This is a genomic window from Arthrobacter sp. zg-Y179, from assembly GCF_020907345.1.
GTDB lineage: Bacteria > Actinomycetota > Actinomycetes > Actinomycetales > Micrococcaceae > Arthrobacter_B > Arthrobacter_B jinronghuae.
Genome location: NZ_JAJJOB010000005.1, coordinates 23,300 through 40,198, shown reverse-complemented (window position 1 = coordinate 40,198; position 16,899 = coordinate 23,300). Strand labels below are relative to the sequence as shown.

Below are 16,899 nucleotides of genomic sequence, written 5' to 3'. Positions count from 1 at the left end.
ATGGAAGAGACCGTCTATGACGTAATCACCGCCGTGCTGATGCTCGGCGGCGCCCTGATGTCCCTGGCCGCGGCCATCGGCCTGATCCGTTTCCCCGACCTGCTCAGCCGTATGCACGCAGCCACCAAGCCCCAGGTGCTTGGGCTGCTGCTGTTCCTGCTGGCGATGGCCGTGGAGTTCCGCAGCTGGAAGCTGCTTCCTATCCTGTTCGTGGCCTGGATCTTCATGCTCCTGACCGCGCCGGTCTCGGCCCACATGGTCGGCCGGGCCGGTTACCGGACCAAGCACCTGCGACCCGAGCTGCTGGTCATCGATGAGCTGGACGACGTCGTCGAACGGGCGCAGCGCCTGCTCCGGGAGGCGGAAGAGGAAGCGCTCGAAGACGAGGATGATGATCCGCGCGTGGATGACGACCCGGGACACAGCTACACCGGCGAGCTCGACGACGACGAGATGCTGCACGCCCGCGGAGCCGGTGCAGGAGATGGGTTAAACAGCGACGCCCAGCGCCCGGGGAAAAACCCCGAGGGCTGAGCGCCCCTGCCTCCACCAACGGCGGAGTAATCGCAGGCTTAGACGATTTCCGGCGTCTTCTGGTAGCGCTGGATGGCCCGCTGCGTGCCGCGGTTGGTCAGCACGCGGATGACCTGGCTGACGGCGCCCGAGACCACGGCGAACGCCACGGCGGAGCGGAGGCTGTTTTCCAGGCTGCCTTCGGCATCCTTGGGCGGCTCGTTGCCGGTGGCCTTGGTCCAGGCGAAGTCGAGCACCTTGGCGGCGACGATCCCGGAGAGGATGCTCGCTCCGGTTCCGAGCAGTTTGAGGATCAGGTTCATGAATACTCCTAGCTTCGGGCGTTTTTCCTAACCCTACGGTACCCGTTTGCCCGTCGCCGGATCGGGAGTGCGTGTGTAGAGTGGAACCGCAAACATACGACAGGGGAGCGCCGTCCCGCAGCAGGTCTTCGGACCGCGAAGGAAAAGGCGCTGAGAGTGCGGATAACCGCAGACCCTCGAACCTGATCCGGTTAGTACCGGCGAAGGGAGTCGAGAGCTCAGGGAAATTCCCCGTTGGCCGGCAACGGTCTGCGGAGAAGTGTGCCGGTTTACCGGCGCAGCATCACCCTCCCCTCCTGACATCAGGAGGATATTCATGAAAGACCAATCCGCAGCACCCGACCGCACCCGACCTGCAGCCGCAGGACGTTCCTGGCGGGTAGTGGACATTGTTGTTGCCTCCGTTCTTGCGGTGGCCGTGGGCGTGATCTTCTGGGCCTGGTCCCTGGGCTACGCCGGGGTCAGTGCACTCACCGCGGCGTTTCCGCCGCTCGCCGGGCTCTACACCGGCGGCTGGCTGATTGCCGGCGTGCTGGGCGGGCTCATCATCCGCAAACCCGGCGCGGCGATCTACTGCGAAATGCTGGCCGCAGCTGTGTCGGGCGTGCTGGGTACGCAGTTCGGCCTCTCCGTACTGCTTTCGGGTTTCCTGCAGGGCCTGGGCGCCGAACTGGTGTTGCTGCTGTTCCTGTACCGGCGGTTCTCCCTTCCCGTGGCGCTGCTGGCCGGGCTGGGGTCCGGACTGTTCCTCGGCCTGAGCGAAAACGTCCTGTACAACGTGGAGTGGGCAGCGCAGTGGCAGCTGCTGTACGTCCTGCTCACCTGCGTATCGGGAGCGGTTATCGCCGGCGGACTGTCCTGGCTGGCGGTCCGCGCGCTGGCACGGACGGGTGCCCTGGCGCCGTTCGCGTCGGGTCGGACCGGAACGGCGTAGCGGTGCTCTTTGGTAAGAAGGGCGGCGGAAACCGTCCGTCCGCTGCGGCGCCTTCCATCCCGCACCCGGAAGCCGCCCCCGGCGTCCGACGCCGGCCCCGCCCGGCCGCCGTCGCTGCCCGCGGCTGGGGCTGGCAGCACGGGGGACGGGCCGGTTCGGCGGTGTCCGGCCTGGATCTGGCGATTTCCCCGGGTGAGCGGGTGCTGCTGCTGGGTGCTTCCGGTGCCGGCAAATCCACGTTCCTGCATGCTCTTGCCGGTGTCCTCGGCCCGGACACCGGCGGAGAGGAACAAGGGGTCCTGACGCTCGACGGCGTCCACCCTGCGAACGCCCGCGGGCGGACCGGGCTGGTCCTGCAGGACCCCGACTCCCAGACCGTCCTGTCCCGGGTAGGGGACGAAGTGGCCTTCGGCGCGGAGAACCTGGCGGTTCCGGCGGCGGAGATCTGGCCGCGGGTGCGTTCGGCACTGGCCGACGTCGGACTGGAAGTTCCGCTGGACCGTTCCACCGCGGCGCTCTCGGGCGGACAAAAACAACGCCTGGCCCTCGCTTCCGTGATGGCCATGGAACCGGGCCTGCTGCTGCTCGATGAACCCACGGCCAACCTGGACCCGGACGGGGTGGTGGAAATCCGCGACGCCGTGACGCGGGTGCTGGACCGCACGGGTGCCACGCTCATCGTGGTGGAGCACCGGGTCGATGTCTGGGCCGGCGTTGTGGACCGTGTAGTGGTCCTCGCCGCCGGCGGCGGCGTGCTGGCCGACGGTTCCCCGGAACAGGTACTGGGCAATCCCGCGCACCGCAGCACCCTGGCGGAGTCCGGCGTCTGGCTTCCCGGCATCAGGCCGGTAATCCCGGGCGGTCCCTGGACACCGGCCGCGGCCGGTCCCTGGACACCGGCCGCGGCCGGTCCCCGGCTGCTGGAGGCCCGCGGGCTGGCCGTTGCGCGTTCGCACCGCGGCCCCGCAGTGCTGACCGGAGCGGACCTGAGCCTGGACGCCGGCACTGCCGTCGGTATCACCGGCCCCAACGGTGCGGGCAAATCCACGCTTGCCCTGACTCTCGGCGGACTGCTCCGGCCACGGGGAGGAACCCTCACCGCGGCCCCTGCCCTGGCCGGCTCTGCCCGCCCGGAACCCGGCCGCTGGACCTCAGCGCAGCTGGTGGACCGCATCGGCACCGTTTTCCAGGAACCCGAACACCAGTTCCTGGCCAACACCGTGCTGGATGAACTGGCCTTCGGGCCGCGGCGGCTGGGCCGGGAGACGGACGGGCAGGTGCTGGCCCGGGTGCATCAGCTGGCGGAACGGCTCCGGCTGGACGGGCTGCTCGAGGCCAACCCGTTCACGCTTTCGGGCGGGGAGAAACGCCGGCTATCCGTGGCGACCATGCTTGCCACGGAACCGTCCATCCTGCTGCTGGATGAACCGACGTTCGGACAGGACGCCCGCACCTGGGCGGAACTGGTGGCCCTGCTCCGAGGCCAGTTGTCGGAGGGACGCTGCGTGGTTTCCGTAACGCACGATGCCGAATTCATCGAGGCGCTCGCCTCCCGGAACCTCCGGGTGGCGGACGGGGTCCTCACCCCTGCAGCTGCCGCGCCCGGCGTTCCGGCCGGCGACGCCGGAACGGTCCGGGATGTCCAGGTGCGGCGATGAGCGCTGTAGTTGCCGGGGCGCCGACCCGTCCCGCCGGCACGTTCCTTGCCCGCGCCAACCCCCTCTCCAAGCTTGCCGCGGCAGTGCTGCTGACCCTGGCAGTACTGGTGACGGTGGACTGGGTGAGTGCCGCCGTCGTCCTCACCGCCGAGCTGGCCCTGCTGCCGCTGCTGCACATCCGGATCGGAACGCTGGTCCGGCGGATCTGGCCGTTGCTGGCCGCCGCGCTGATCGGCGCGTGGGGCACGGCGCTGCTGGCGGAAAAGACCGGGACGGTGCTGCTTGAGGCCGGGCCGCTGGTGTTCACCTCCGGCTCCGTTGCCGCGGGTATCGCCATCGGGCTGCGCGGCCTGGCCATAGCCCTGCCGGGAATCTATCTGCTGGCCACGACCGATCCCACGGACCTGGCCGATGCCCTGGCCCAGAAACTGAGGCTGCCGCACCGCTTTGTCCTGGGCGCGCTGGCGGCCATGCGGCTGGTGGGGCTGCTGGTGGAGGAATGGCGCACCATCGGACTGGCCCGGCACGCCCGCGGCGCGGGACCGGACGCCGGGGGAGCGGCCCGGCTCCGAGGTTTCGCCGGGCAGTCCCTGGCGCTGCTGGTGCAGGCGATCCGCCGGGCCACCCGCCTGGCGACGGCAATGGAAGCGCGCGGCTTCGGCGCAGCGGAACGGACCTGGGCTCGAACGTCGACCTTCAGCGGAGTGGACACCGTGGTGTTCGGGGTGGGGATAGCCGTGTCCGTTGCTGCCGTGGCAGCTGCGGTGGCGGCCGGCACGTTCAACTTCATCCTGACCTGAGGCTTCCCGGCCCGGCCTGCTTAGAGGGCGGCGTCCGCCAGCTTCGTGAGTTCGGCGTTCAGCGCCTCGGAGAAGGGCAGTTCCCTGCCGTCGATGGAACGCACCGGCACCAGCAGCCGGATGCTGGACGCCAGCCAGACGCCGTCGGCCGCGAACAGGTCTTCGGGCACCAGCGGCCCGTATCCCAGCTCCCAGCCGGCCGCTTCGGCCGCCCTGAAGAGGGCATCCTGCGTGGTTCCGGCCAGGATGCCGCTCTTGCGCTCGGGGGTGAGCAGGGTACGCACGCCGTTGCGTTCGCGGGCCAGCACCACGGTGGATGTAGGCCCTTCGAGGACCTTGCCGTCGGAGGACGTGAAGATTGCGTCGTCGGCGCCGTTCGCGCGGACATAGCGCAGGGCCGCCATGTTCACTGCATAGGAGAGCGTCTTGGCGCCGAGCAGCAGCCACGGAGCGCGGGCAGCTGCCAGGCTGTCATAACCGCGGTCCAGGAGCAGGACCTTGATGCCGTCGGTGCGCTGCCGTGAGGCATCGGGGGCAGCGGTCACCTGCACCCATGCCGTGGGCGTGCCGGCGCCCTCGACGCCGCGGGTCACCACGAGCTTCACTGCCGCCCGGGTGTTGGAACCGGTTCCGGCGGTCGAGGCCTCCGTGTGCAGGGCGAGCGCGGTGGCAATGGCCCGTTCCCAGGCTTCGCGCGGCGGCAGCGCCAGGTCCAGCAGCTGGGCCGAGGACGCCATCCGGTCCAAATGGGCGTCCGGTTTACGGGGCACCCCGTCCACGGCCAGGAGCGATTCAAAGATCCCGTCTCCGCGGGTCACGCCCAGATCATTGATCATCAGCTGGGGGACCCCTGCGTCAGCCGGACGGCCGTCGGGGAAAGCGGGATCCAGGAAAACCAGAACAGTCATGTCATCAGCGTAGCGGCGCAGGCCCGGATAGGTCCGTCCGGCGGATAGGCTGTCTAAAAGGCGGCTGCGGGGAGGAGCATATGTGTGGTGGTCTTTGACCGGTATTGACCTGACGGGGTGGACTACCGGTGTCTTAACGGCGGTGGATTACGCGATCCGGATCATTGCCCTGGGTATTGTCCCGGGTAACCGCCGTCCCACCACCGCTATGGCCTGGCTGTTGTGCATCTTCTTCCTGCCGATCCCCGGGATCATCCTCTTTTCACTCTTCGGCAACCACCGGCTCTCCGAACACCGGGTCAAACGGCAGGCCGAAATCAGCCGCCTGGTCCGCGAAAACACCAAGGAGCTGGAAACCGAGGGCACCAATTACGGCGGCCCCGAGTGGGTGCTGAATGCCGCGGAACTCAACCGCCGGCTGGGCTCCTTTCCCACCCTGGACGGCAACAAGGTGGACGTGCAGCGCGACTACCTCGAATCCATTGCGGACATGACCCGCGAAGTGGAATTGGCCAAGCGGTACGTCCACGTGGAGTTCTACATCATGGGCTATGACGCCGTGACCCGCGACTTCTTCCAGGCCCTGAAGGACGCTGCAGGGCGCGGAGTCACCGTCCGGCTGCTTTTCGACCACATCGGCACCCTGCGCATTCCCGGTTACCGGAAGCTGCTGCGGGAACTGCGCAGCAGCGGCGTCCAATGGCGGCGGATGCTTCCGGTGGAGCCGCTCCGCGGGCGCTGGCGCCGCCCCGACCTGCGCAACCACCGCAAGATCCTGGTGGTGGACGGAGCAGTGGGCTTCACCGGCTCCCAGAACATGGTGGAGCCGGCCTACAACAAACGCCGCAACCGCCGGTCCGGCCGCAAATGGGTAGAGCTGATGGCCCGGATGGAAGGGCCGGTGGTGGACGAACTCAACGTTGTCTTCGCCACCGACTGGAACGCCGAAACGGACGAAAACCTGGAACGCGAACTGGACCTGTACGAATCGTCGTTCAATCCCGGCGACGTCACCTGCCAGGTGGTACCCAGCGGCCCCGGCTTCAGTACCGAGAACAACCTGCGCCTTTTCGCGTCCCTTATTTACTCCGCCAGCGACCGCATTTCCATCACCAGCCCGTATTTCGTCCCCGATGACACGCTGCTTTACGCAGTGACGACGGCGGCGCAGCGCGGCGTGGACGTGGAATTGTTCGTCTCCGAAAAAGGCGACCAGTTCCTGGTGGACCACGCCCAGCGCTCCTACTATGAGGCGCTGCTGCGCGCCGGTGTCCGGATCTACCAGTACCCCAAACCGCTGGTGCTGCACGCAAAGCACTTCACCATCGACGAGGATGTGGCGGTCCTGGGTTCCAGCAACATGGACATGCGATCCTTTTCGCTGAACCTCGAGGTATCGGTGATGATGTTCGACGGCACCATCGTGAAGCAGATCCGCCGCATCGAGGACACCTACCGGGCCCTGTCCAAGGAACTCCTCCTGGACAACTGGGTGGGCCGGCCGATCTGGCAGCGGTACATCGACAACGTGGCCCGACTGACCGCGACCCTGCAGTAGTCCCTAGCCGGGAATGTGCTGCGCTTCCGGCTGCAGCCGGGACAGGACGGCCGCCAGCGCAGCTGCGGCGTTCCCCTGCTGTCCCACCAGACGCACGGTGAGATCCGCGGCGGAGGCGGCGTCGTCGTCGGCCGCCCAGCGCCGTTCCTGTGCCGCCCATCGCTCCCAGTGCGGGGCGTAAGTGCCGCCGTCGCGTTCCAGCGCGTAGCGGCGGCGGACGGTTTCCGCACCCGCCACCCAAACCGTGGTGTCCAGCAGGGCGCGGGCCTCGCGGTGCGCCGCGCCGACCCCTTCGAACACCACGACGTCGGCCGGTTCGATGGTCTGCCAGTTTCCGTAGCGGCCGGCATCCCAGTCCCAGGCCTGCCAGCGGGCGGAGCATCCTTCGGCGAGCGGACGCAGGATCTGCTCGCGGTAGTAGGTCATCCCCGATTCCAGGCCGTCCCAGCCCGGGTAGACGTCCTCCAGATGGAACAGCCGCACGGAGCCGGATCGGGTCATGGCGGCGGCGATTTCGGTGGCCAGGGTCGTTTTGCCGGCACCGGAAAAGCCGTCCACGGCGATGAGCAGGGGCGCGCCGGGTTCAGCGGGCATCGCGGGGGTTGCCCATGCACGCGGTCATGATTCGGAACATTCCTTAACCCTAGCCAGAAAAGATCAGGCCCGAAGAAGCAGCTCCCCGCAGGGGATCAGGAACCAGCCGTCCGGTGCTTGGGCCCACTCCTGCCAGCCGGCGGCAAGCTGCGCCAGCACGTGGTTGTCCGCCAGTCCGCGCTCCTGGGCCTGTTCGGCGAAGGCGGAGTGCAGCACGCGTTCGGACCAGGAGTCCGCGTGCCTGCGCCGTTCCTCCGGTGTGGCGTAGAGCCAGTTGGAGGATGAGGGTGTGGCCTCGGTGAAGCCTGCCTCCAGCGCCCAGGAGAGCAGGTGCCTGCCGGCGTCGGGCTCAGCGGAGTTGCCGCGGGCAATCTCCCGGTAGATCCGCATCCACTGCGCCAGTTCCGGTGTGGGCGGGTGCCAGATCATGCCGGCGAAATCGGCGTCGCGCACCGCCACCAGCCCGCCGGGCTTGGCGACCCGGCGCATTTCCCGCAGTGCGGCCACCGGATCCATCAGGTGCTGGAGCACCTGGTGGGCGTGGACCACGTCGAATGTTTCATCCGGGAAGTCGAGGTCATAGACGTTTCCGGCCAGATAGGAGACGTTGTCCAGTCCGCGCCCGGCGGCGAGTTCCCTGGCTTGGACGAGGACGTCTTCGGAGGAGTCCAGGCCTACCACGGGTCCCGGAGCGGCGAGGGCCGCGAAGTCGGCGGTGATGCTGCCCGGGCCGCAGCCGACGTCGAGAATGCTTACTCCCGGCTGCAGCTCCGGCAACAGATACGCGGCGCAGTCCCGCGCCGTGCGGAGGGCATGGACGTCCACCACGCTGCGGTGATGGCCGTGGGAATAGGTTTCGGAAGCCATGGCAGGACCCTACCGCCAGACCCGCCGGCGAGGGGGAAGGGCCCGCTGCCGTGTTTCGCAACCTCCGTGCACAGAGTTGAGCCGGATGCGCTCAAGTTTGTTGACAAAGAAGTGCTGCTGAGTAAAGTTGAGTGCAGAACGCTCAATTGCTCTCCGTGGCGATTCGCGGAACTGTCCTCCGGGGCAGGCCGCGCCGATGTCACCACGAGATGCGGGTTTCTCCAAGGAAAGAGGAAGCAAATATGTCACGTGCAGTAGGTATTGACCTCGGTACTACCAACTCGGTTGTCTCGGTTCTCGAAGGCGGCGAGCCCACGGTTATCGCCAACGCCGAAGGCGGCCGCACCACTCCGTCCGTCGTAGCCTTCGCTAAGTCCGGTGAAGTCCTGGTCGGCGAGATCGCCAAGCGCCAGGCCGTCAATAACATTGACCGGACCATCGCTTCCGTCAAGCGCCACATGGGCACCGACTGGAACGTTGACGTGGACGGCAAGAAGTACACCGCCCAGGAGATCTCCGCCCGCATCCTGATGAAGCTGAAGAACGACGCCGAGGCCTACCTCGGTGAGAAGGTCACGGACGCCGTGGTCACCGTTCCCGCCTACTTCAACGATGCCGAGCGTCAGGCAACCAAGGAAGCCGGCGAGATTGCAGGCCTCAACGTGCTGCGTATCGTCAACGAGCCCACCGCGGCTGCCCTGGCGTACGGCCTGGACAAGGGCAAGGAAGACGAACTTATCCTCGTCTTCGACCTCGGCGGCGGCACCTTCGACGTCTCCCTGCTGGAAGTCGGCAAGGACGAAGACGAATTCTCGACCATCCAGGTCCGCGCAACGGCCGGCGACAACCGCCTCGGCGGCGACGACTGGGACCAGCGCGTTGTTGATTACCTGCTGAGCCAGGCCAAGGCCAAGGGTGCTGATCTGTCCAAGGACAAGATCGCCCTGCAGCGCCTGAAGGAAGCAGCGGAGCAGGCCAAGAAGGAACTCTCCTCGGCCACCTCCACCAACATCTCCCTGCAGTACCTCTCGGTCACCCCCGAAGGCCCGGTCCATCTGGACGAGCACCTGTCCCGTGCCAAGTTCCAGGACCTGACCAAGGATCTGCTGGACCGCACCAAGAAGCCGTTCAACGACGTCATTTCCGAGGCCGGCATCAAGGTCTCCGACATCGACCACATCATCCTCGTGGGCGGTTCCACCCGTATGCCGGCTGTCTCCGAACTGGTGAAGGAACTCGCCGGCGGCAAGGAACCGAACAAGGGCGTAAACCCTGACGAGGTTGTGGCCGTGGGCGCTGCCCTGCAGGCCGGCGTGCTGAAGGGTGAGCGCAAGGACGTCCTGCTCATCGACGTCACCCCGCTGTCCCTGGGCATTGAAACCAAGGGCGGTGTGATGACCAAGCTGATCGAGCGCAACACGGCCATCCCCACCAAGCGCAGCGAGACCTTCACCACGGCGGATGACAACCAGCCGTCCGTGGCCATCCAGGTCTTCCAGGGCGAACGCGAGTTCACCCGCGACAACAAGCCGCTGGGCACGTTCGAGCTGACCGGCATTGCGCCGGCTCCGCGCGGCGTTCCGCAGATCGAGGTCACCTTCGACATCGACGCCAACGGCATTGTGCACGTGTCCGCCAAGGACAAGGGCACCGGCGCCGAGCAGTCCATGACCATCACCGGCGGGTCCTCCCTCAACAAGGAAGACATCGACCGCATGGTCCGCGAGGCCGAAGAGCACGCTGCGGAAGACAAGAAGCGCCGCGAGGCCGCCGACATCCGCAACTCGGCCGAGCAGCTCGCCTACTCGGTGGACAAGCTCCTCACCGACAATGACGACAAGCTGCCCGAAGACGTCAAGACCGAGGTCAAGTCCGACGTCGACGCGCTGAAGAAGGCGCTTGAAGGCACGGACAACGACGACGAGGTCAAGACCGCGTTTGAGAAGCTGCAGGCTTCCCAGACCAAGCTGGGCGAAGCTATCTACGCCCAGGCCTCCGCCGCCGGTGCTGACAGCACCCCCGGTGCCGCTGACGGTGCTCCGGCCGGTGACGGCTCTGCCGCAGGCAGCGCCGCCGGTGACGAAGACATCGTTGACGCCGAAGTTGTCGACGACGAAGAAAAGAAGTAATCATGCCGGCGGAAAACGAGCACGGGAACACTCCCGAAGGTGAAGAGCCCGTAAACGGCCAGGAAACGCCCGGCGCGGGCGAGACTGCGGATTCCGCCAACGGTGGCGCGGCAGGGGAGGAAGCTTCGGCTTCCGCCCCGGCCGCCGGAGCCGACGGAGATGCACTCTCCCAGGCGGAGCAGATCCTGAACAACGCCGATGTACCGGCCCAGCCTTCCGCGTCCGGTTCGCCGGAAGCCGCGGAACTGCGCAACGACCTGCTGCGACTGCAGGCCGAGTACGTGAACTACCGCAAGCGGGTGGAACGCGACCGCGACGTCGCCCGGGGCATGGCCGTCATCGGAGTGCTGAACTCCCTGATGCCCGTCCTGGACGACATCGACGCCGCACGCCAGCACGGCGACCTGGCGGAGGGACCCTTCGCTGCGATCGCCACCAAGCTGGAGAACTCGCTGAAGACGTACGGGCTCAGCCGCATCGATGAGACCGGTGTGGAGTTCGATCCGAACATCCACGAGGCACTCATCCAGCAGCAGAGCGCGGACGTCACGTTCGATACCGTCACGCAGATCCTGAGGGCCGGCTACAAGTCCGGCGACCGGGTCCTGCGTGCCGCGCAGGTAATTGTTTCGGTTCCGGAACAGTAGTTGTACCGTGTCCGGGGCCGCCGTAAAGCGGCCCCGGACATTTTTCCATCGGCAGGTCCCGCAGCAGGGGCAGCAGGCCCGGCAGCCGTGTTTTCGCGGCAATGCAGCGGGATTCGCAAATGAGGAAGGGACACCAATTGGCTAGTCAGGATTGGGTCGATAAGGACTTTTACAAGATTCTGGGTGTTCCCAAGGATGCGTCCGACGCCGACATCAAGAAGGCATACCGCAAGCTGGCGCGGAAGTACCACCCCGACCAGAACCAGGGCGACGCCAACTCCGAGCGGATGTTCAAGGACCTCTCCGAGGCGTATTCGGTCCTCTCCGATGCCGAGGAACGCCAGCAGTATGATGCCATCCGCGCCATGGGAAGCGGCGCCCGGTTCACCGCCGGCGGCCCCCAGGGCGGCGGCGGTGCCGGCGGGGCGGGCTTCGAGGACATCTTCGGGGACCTGTTCGGCCAGACCGCACGCGGCGGCGGCCGGAGGACAACCTTTAACGCGGGCGGCAGCAACATCCCGCCCGAATTCGCCGACCTTTTCGGCGGCGGCAGCGGCTTCGGCGGCGGCGGCTTCGGCGCCCCGCCGCCCACCAAGGGCGCGGACCGAACGGCCAGCACCACCATTTCCTTTGCCGGGTCCATTAACGGAACCGTGATCGGCCTGCGCGAACCCAACGGCGAAGTGGTGGAGGTCCGGGTGCCGGCCGGCGTCAAGGACGGCCAGAAGATCCGGGTGCGCGGCAAGGGCCAGCCCGGCGCCGCAGGTGCGGGGGACCTGATGGTCACCGTCCACGTCACGCCGCACGACTTCTTCACCCGGGAGGGCAACAACATCCGGATCCACGTTCCGGTCTCGTTCCCCGAGGCAGCCCTGGGGGCGACCATCGAGGTGCCTACCCTCACCTCCGATAACGTCCGGCTCAAGGTACCCGCCGGAACACCGTCGGGACGCACCCTGCGGGTCAAGGGCCGCGGTGTGCACACCTCCAAGGGCAACGGGGACCTGCTGGTGACTATCGACGTCGCCGTGCCCACCCACTTGAACAAGGACGCCCGGGAAGCCGTGGAGGCATTTGCCGATGCGACCAAGGGCGAGGACCCCCGGGCCGGATTGGCAGCAAAAGCACGGCTTTAACAGGTGGTTTCATCCGCCGGAGGGCGAACTTCCCGCGTTACCATTTCAACAGCAGTGAAGGAGGAACAATGGGCATAGATGTCAATGCGCCTATTTTCGTGATCTCCGTTGCCGCTGAGCTCGCGGAAATGCATCCGCAGACCCTCCGGCAATACGACAGGCTCGGGATTGTCCGTCCCAGCCGGGCGCCCGGCCGCTCCCGCCGCTACTCGCAGCGCGACATCGAACTGCTGCGGGAGGTCCAGAAGCTCTCCCAGGAGGGCGTCTCCCTCGAAGGCATCAAGCGGATCATGGAGCTGCAGAACCAAGTCACCGGCCTGCGCCAGCGGGTTGTGGAACTCTCCACCCAACTGGACGAGGCGCAGCGGCGCACCCCGGACCGCAGCCGCGTCTTCGCTGCCGGGCTCGCCGGCGACGTCGTCACCCTCAGCCGGGGGCAGCGCCCGCCGGCCGCCGCGACGGCCGTTCAGCAACTGGGCCTGGTCTCGCTGATGGAGCGCCGAAGCAGGCTGCGCGCCCTTCCCGCCGGCAAGTCCGCCGAGCGGAACTACGCCGACGACGACTACGTGCAGTCACTCTAAGCGCCGGCCGGCGGTGTCCTTGTGACACAATGCCGGGATGCCATATGAGGAAACGCCGGTAGGCCAGGTCCGGGCGCTGTACCGCTATCCGGTCAAGTCCACCGCGGGCCAGACAGTGCGCGACTCCGCCGTGACCGGCACGGGACTGCAGCATGACCGCCGATGGGCGGTCTACACCGACGACGGCGGCATCGCCAGCGGCAAGCGGACCCGGCGTTTCCGCCCGGTGCCCGGGCTGATGCAGTGGTCCTCCGTTGTCGAGGACAACAACATCCTTGAGGACAACAACATCCTTGAGGACAACAACATCCTTGAGGACAACAACAACCTTGATGGCAACGGCGGCGTACCGCTGCTGCTGAGCCCCGAGGGCCATCGGTATCGAGTCGATGATCCGGCTGCCTCGCGGGCGCTGAGCGCAGCCTTCGGCCGGGAACTGACCCTGCGGCCCGAAACCGGTGTCGGACACCACGACGAGACGCCCCTGCACCTGGTGACGACATCCTCCCTGGCGGCCCTCGAAGGCTTGGCGGGCGGCGCGGTGGATGACCGCCGCTTCCGCGCCAACATCGTCATCGACACCGGTTCCCAGCCGGCGTTCTGCGAGGACGACTGGGTCGGCGCCGAACTGGTCCTCGGAGGCGAGGTTCTTCTGCGTCTGGGGGAGGGGATGCCACGCTGCGTGATGATCGACCAGGCGCAGGCCGGTGTCCCGGCGGAAACCAAAGCCCTGAAGCTTCTCGGCACGCACCACTCCACCGAATTCGGTCTGCAGGCGCCCGTAGTGCGGACCGGAATGCTGCGGGTCGGAGACGCCGTTGTCCTCCGCCGCAGCAGGAACGCCTAACGGCTACGCGCAGTCCCTCCGGTCAGGACCCCATGACTCCGGTTGCGGGGGCCGGTCCCGCCCAGCCGTAGCGCAGGAGCACGGCTCCATTTTCCGAAGCGGCTGAAGCTTCGAGCAGTTTCAGTTCCGCGGGCGGCCCGTCCGGAGGAAACAGGCGCTTCCCGGGGCCGAGAACTACGGGATACACCCACAGGTTCAGGGAGTCGAACATACCGCCCGCCACCAGGGTGCGGGCGAAATCGATGCTCCCGATGACGTGGACGTCCTGGTGTCGCGCCCGTAAGCCTGCCACCGCGTCCGCCAGTTCCCCCTCGAGGTGGTGCGAGTCCCGCCATCGGCCCAGATCCGGAGTTCCCCGGGACACGACGTATTTGGGGATGGAGTCAAACTTGCGTGCAATGTCGGAGTTGCCACCGTCCAGCTGGTGAGGCCAGTAGCCGGCGAAGATGTCGTAGGTCTTCCGGCCCAGCAGCAGTGCGTCCATGGACTGGATACCCTCGTCCACCTGCGCTCCCACGGTTTCGTCGAACAGGGGAGCCTGCCAGCCACCGTAGGCGAATCCGGCCTCCGGGTCTTCCTCCGGGCCGCCCGGAGCCTGGGCAACGCCGTCGAGGGTCATAAAAAGATCGATGGAAATGCGGCCGGCCATGGTGCCCTCCCGTTGGTTGCGGCACTGGGTAACGGTGCCCGGCACCATGCTCGCGACGCGGCGCTGCACCTGTCAACGGACGGGAGGCGAGCAGGCGGTCCCCCGGGAGGGAAAGCAGCCGGAGGGCTAGCGCAGCCGCCGTGCGCGCAGCACAACATCCTCCGTGTGGTGGGCGCCGGCACCGCTGGCAACGTGCCGTGGGCGGGTTTCGTCGACCTCTGTCCGCCAATCGTCATCGAGCAGTGCGGCCACGTCGGCAACTCCCACGTACTCGTGAAGGTCAATTCCGCGGGCCTTTGCTTCCTCCGCGGTGGGCGGCGGATGGTGCACCCACAGGAGAACCCCGCCCGGCGCGACGGCGCGAAGCAACGCGTGTTCCGCTTCGTTCCCGTCAGTCCGCAGGAGTACGGGGTACTGCGCCGAAACCAGGTCAAAGGACGCCGGCGGCAGGGCAGCCTCGACCAGGCCGGCATGCACCCAGTCCACCCGGACCGAACGCAGCGCGGCCTGGCGGGCCGCCCGGGCGAGCGCTACCCCCGAGACGTCCAGTGCAGTGACGTCCCACCCCTGTTCCGCCAGCCACAGGGCGTCGGCACCCTCACCGCAGCCCACATCCAAGGCGCGGGCGGGCCGGAGCCCCCGGGCCTCGCTGACCAGCACGGCATTGGGCTGCCCGCTCCACAGTTCGCCGCTGTCGGCGTAGCGCCGGTCCCACAGCTCCTCGACGGCTGCAGGATCCCGCGGCTGGGAATCGGAGGGCTCGCCGCTGCGTGTCAACGGCGGGTTTCAGCTTCCGGTCGAAGGCGGATGAGACGCTGCGGCCCGTCGTCGTCCAGCTCCACCAGGTCGCCGTGCGAGGAGAGGAAGTCGGTGAAGGACCGGAAGCCCAGCGGCTTCTCGTTGAAGGCCGGGTCCATCCGGCGCATCTGGTTCTTGACCGTGCCCGTGTTTAGCCACTCGTCGGCGTCGCCCTTCGCGTGCCCGATCTGCAGGGCACGCACGAGGAGTTCGGTTGCGAGGACACCCGGGTCGACGTCGTCGGCGGGCTCCGGCTCCTCAAACCCGGCCTGTCCCGTGTGCGAGAACATGGGGACGGTGGTGAGCCTGCGGGCAGGGGCCGGATCGGGCTGGGAATCCGTCGGCGCCGCAGTCTTCTTGGCGGCAGTATCCGCCGCGGCCGGAGCGGCGGCTGCGGCTTCGATGCCGGGAAGCGAGTCGTAATCCTCGAATTCGTCGCAGGCCGCGGCGAGGGAAGTGCTGGTTGACCCGGCAACGCCGATGCCGACGACGAAGCGGCCGAGCCGCTTGGACTTCTGCGCGAGGGCAATGTAGTCGCTGTCGCCGGCGACGATGATGACGTGGGTCAGGTCGGGCAGGCGGAAGAGGTCTTCGACGACGTCCACGGCGAGGCGGATATCTGCCCCGTTCTTGGTTCCGCGGGTGGTAGTGGTGAACAGCTGAGTGAGGTCCACTGCCCGGGACATCAGCTGGCGCTGGTAACTCGCGTTCACCGGTACCGACCAGTCGGCATAGGCGCGGTTGACCACCAGGGTGCCGAAGGAAGCGGCGAAATCGATAATGGCGTTGAAGTCCACCGTCGCTGCAGTGAGTTTGGCGGCAACTTCGGGGTCGGCCTCGCGGTTCGTCCGGTCGAAATTGCGGATCCCGTCGCGCTGGAACGCGTTGCGGCCATGCAACTGCTGATAGCGCGAGATGACAATGTTGTCGAAGTCGATGTAGAGGCCGACGCGTGCGTCGTTCGGTTCAGTCATGGTTCTTAGATCCTTCGGTAAGCAAGGTCGAAAATCAGTCGGCCGGCCTCGTGGGCCTTGTTCTCGAAGCTGGTCAGGGTCCGGCCCTCGAAGCGCGGGGCCCAGCCGCCGCGGGTGTCGACGTCGTCTTCCGGGGCCTTGTTCTCCAGGCCCTCCCGGTGCACGCGCGTCAGCGGGCTTTCTTCACCGGCACGTTCGCCTGCGTGCAGATTCTCGAACCGGGCCGAAGCATCCAGCACTTCGCGCATCTGTACGGCGTAGTCGGACCAGTCGGTTGCCAGGCGCCAGGTGCCGCCGGGCACCAGCACCCGGGCCACCAGTTCGGCGAAGGATTCCTTGACCAAACGGCGCTTGTGGTGGCGGGTCTTGTGCCAGGGGTCGGGGAAGAACACCCAAACCTCCGCCACGGACCCCGCCGGGAGCATGCTGGTCAGCACCTCCGGGGCATTCGCCTGGACCACGCGGATATTGGTCAGGCCCTTCTGCCCAATCCGCTGCAGGGTCTGCGCCAGGCCCGGGAGATAGACCTCCACGGCGAGGAAGTCCTTATCCGGATTCTGCTCGGCGGCATGCGCAACGGCTTCCCCCAGGCCGGAGCCGATTTCGACGACGAGGGGAGCGGTGCGCCCGAACTCGACGGCGGCGTCGAACACGTATCCGGGGTGCACCGAGGTGTCGGCTTCATCACGCGGGACATCCACCACGAAGCGTTCGGAGAGTTCGTCCCAGGCCTGCTGGCGGCGGCCCTGCAGGCGCGAGCCGCGCCGGACAAAGGACACCGGAGAGCGGAAATGCTGCTCCTCGTCGGTACCGGCGGCGGGATCCGCCGGCCCGGTTTCGGCGGCGTCGGGCAGGGCTGGTTCAGTAGTCATCACTGTTAATGCTATCGGCTGGCACGGCCCCGGATTTCACCGCCGTTGCAGCCCCCGATTAGGAAAGATTCCGCATTACGGTAAACTGGAGGCAGATGTTGGTCCTGCCAC

17 protein-coding genes, 1 pseudogene and 1 riboswitch are annotated in these 16,899 nt (G+C 67.2%); of the genes and pseudogenes, 10 read left to right on the top strand and 8 right to left on the bottom strand.

Annotated features, from left to right (window positions below; genetic code table 11):
* Positions 1-393, top strand: a pseudogene (mnhG, locus tag LOC56_RS03310) (monovalent cation/H(+) antiporter subunit G); the annotation flags it as partial.
* Positions 394-572: 179 nt separating this feature from the next.
* Here the strand turns inward: mnhG and LOC56_RS03305 are convergent.
* Complete coding sequence (locus tag LOC56_RS03305; protein ID WP_227919224.1) at positions 573-836, bottom strand: DUF4235 domain-containing protein; 264 nt, start codon at positions 834-836, stop codon at positions 573-575.
* A 91-nt stretch (positions 837-927) separates the two neighbouring features.
* A riboswitch (TPP riboswitch) is annotated at positions 928-1,062 on the top strand.
* A gap of 90 nt (positions 1,063-1,152) precedes the next feature.
* Here LOC56_RS03305 and LOC56_RS03300 point away from each other — a divergent pair.
* Genes LOC56_RS03300 through LOC56_RS03290 form a run of 3 tightly spaced genes read left to right on the top strand, consistent with a single transcriptional unit; the run spans position 1,153 to position 4,228 of the window.
* Entirely contained in the window at positions 1,153-1,770 is a 618-nt protein-coding gene (locus tag LOC56_RS03300; protein WP_229950455.1) for an ECF transporter S component, read from the top strand.
* A 2-nt stretch (positions 1,771-1,772) separates the two neighbouring features.
* Positions 1,773-3,428, top strand: coding sequence for an ABC transporter ATP-binding protein (locus LOC56_RS03295; protein ID WP_442860059.1), 1,656 nt, complete (start codon positions 1,773-1,775; stop codon positions 3,426-3,428).
* On the top strand, positions 3,425-4,228 hold the full coding sequence (locus tag LOC56_RS03290; RefSeq protein WP_229950453.1) for an energy-coupling factor transporter transmembrane component T family protein: 804 nt from the start codon (positions 3,425-3,427) through the stop codon (positions 4,226-4,228). Before LOC56_RS03295 ends, LOC56_RS03290 begins: the two co-directional genes overlap by 4 nt.
* A 20-nt stretch (positions 4,229-4,248) precedes the next feature.
* Here LOC56_RS03290 and LOC56_RS03285 read toward each other — a convergent pair whose 3' ends face one another.
* Positions 4,249-5,136, bottom strand: a complete 888-nt coding sequence (locus LOC56_RS03285; protein ID WP_229950451.1) for an aminodeoxychorismate lyase — start codon at positions 5,134-5,136, stop codon at positions 4,249-4,251.
* 82 nt (positions 5,137-5,218) lie between these two features.
* On the opposite strand from LOC56_RS03285, the gene cls reads away from it, so the two are divergent.
* Positions 5,219-6,694, top strand: coding sequence for a cardiolipin synthase (gene cls / locus LOC56_RS03280; RefSeq protein WP_442860058.1), 1,476 nt, complete (start codon positions 5,219-5,221; stop codon positions 6,692-6,694).
* 3 nt (positions 6,695-6,697) lie between these two features.
* Here the strand turns inward: cls and LOC56_RS03275 are convergent, their stop codons facing one another.
* Positions 6,698-7,288 (bottom strand): hypothetical protein, encoded by a 591-nt coding sequence (locus tag LOC56_RS03275; RefSeq protein ID WP_229950450.1) that lies wholly within the window; start codon positions 7,286-7,288, stop codon positions 6,698-6,700.
* Positions 7,289-7,351: 63 nt separating this feature from the next.
* Positions 7,352-8,155, bottom strand: coding sequence for a methyltransferase domain-containing protein (locus LOC56_RS03270; RefSeq protein WP_229950448.1), 804 nt, complete (start codon positions 8,153-8,155; stop codon positions 7,352-7,354).
* Between the two features lie 242 nt (positions 8,156-8,397).
* Between LOC56_RS03270 and dnaK the strand changes: the two genes are divergently transcribed.
* The 5 genes from dnaK to LOC56_RS03245 all read left to right on the top strand — a co-directional run bounded on the left by dnaK (position 8,398) and on the right by LOC56_RS03245 (position 13,495).
* The gene (gene dnaK / locus LOC56_RS03265; protein ID WP_229950447.1) at positions 8,398-10,284 is read left to right on the top strand and encodes a molecular chaperone DnaK; all 1,887 of its coding nucleotides are present in this window, start codon (positions 8,398-8,400) and stop codon (positions 10,282-10,284) included.
* Between the two features lie 2 nt (positions 10,285-10,286).
* Positions 10,287-10,931: a nucleotide exchange factor GrpE gene (locus LOC56_RS03260; protein WP_229950445.1), complete on the top strand. Its 645-nt coding sequence runs from the start codon at positions 10,287-10,289 to the stop codon at positions 10,929-10,931.
* 137 nt (positions 10,932-11,068) lie between these two features.
* Complete coding sequence (locus tag LOC56_RS03255; RefSeq protein ID WP_229950443.1) at positions 11,069-12,067, top strand: DnaJ C-terminal domain-containing protein; 999 nt, start codon at positions 11,069-11,071, stop codon at positions 12,065-12,067.
* A 68-nt stretch (positions 12,068-12,135) separates the two neighbouring features.
* Positions 12,136-12,648 carry a heat shock protein transcriptional repressor HspR gene (locus LOC56_RS03250; RefSeq protein ID WP_229950441.1) on the top strand — a complete coding sequence of 171 codons (513 nt, stop codon included), beginning with the start codon at positions 12,136-12,138 and terminating at the stop codon, positions 12,646-12,648.
* Positions 12,649-12,685: 37 nt separating this feature from the next.
* Positions 12,686-13,495 (top strand): MOSC domain-containing protein, encoded by an 810-nt coding sequence (locus LOC56_RS03245; RefSeq protein WP_229950440.1) that lies wholly within the window; start codon positions 12,686-12,688, stop codon positions 13,493-13,495.
* A 22-nt stretch (positions 13,496-13,517) separates the two neighbouring features.
* Here LOC56_RS03245 and LOC56_RS03240 read toward each other — a convergent pair whose 3' ends face one another.
* The 4 genes from LOC56_RS03240 to trmB all read right to left on the bottom strand — a co-directional run bounded on the left by LOC56_RS03240 (position 13,518) and on the right by trmB (position 16,788).
* The gene (locus LOC56_RS03240; RefSeq protein ID WP_229950438.1) at positions 13,518-14,144 is read right to left on the bottom strand and encodes a dihydrofolate reductase family protein; all 627 of its coding nucleotides are present in this window, start codon (positions 14,142-14,144) and stop codon (positions 13,518-13,520) included.
* 126 nt (positions 14,145-14,270) lie between these two features.
* The gene (locus LOC56_RS03235; protein WP_229950435.1) at positions 14,271-14,921 is read right to left on the bottom strand and encodes a class I SAM-dependent methyltransferase; all 651 of its coding nucleotides are present in this window, start codon (positions 14,919-14,921) and stop codon (positions 14,271-14,273) included.
* The gene (locus LOC56_RS03230; protein WP_229950434.1) at positions 14,918-15,916 is read right to left on the bottom strand and encodes an NYN domain-containing protein; all 999 of its coding nucleotides are present in this window, start codon (positions 15,914-15,916) and stop codon (positions 14,918-14,920) included. The genes LOC56_RS03235 and LOC56_RS03230 overlap by 4 nt, the downstream gene beginning before the upstream one ends.
* A gap of 5 nt (positions 15,917-15,921) precedes the next feature.
* The gene (gene trmB, locus LOC56_RS03225; protein WP_229950432.1) at positions 15,922-16,788 is read right to left on the bottom strand and encodes a tRNA (guanosine(46)-N7)-methyltransferase TrmB; all 867 of its coding nucleotides are present in this window, start codon (positions 16,786-16,788) and stop codon (positions 15,922-15,924) included.
* Positions 16,789-16,899: the final 111 nt, after the last annotated feature.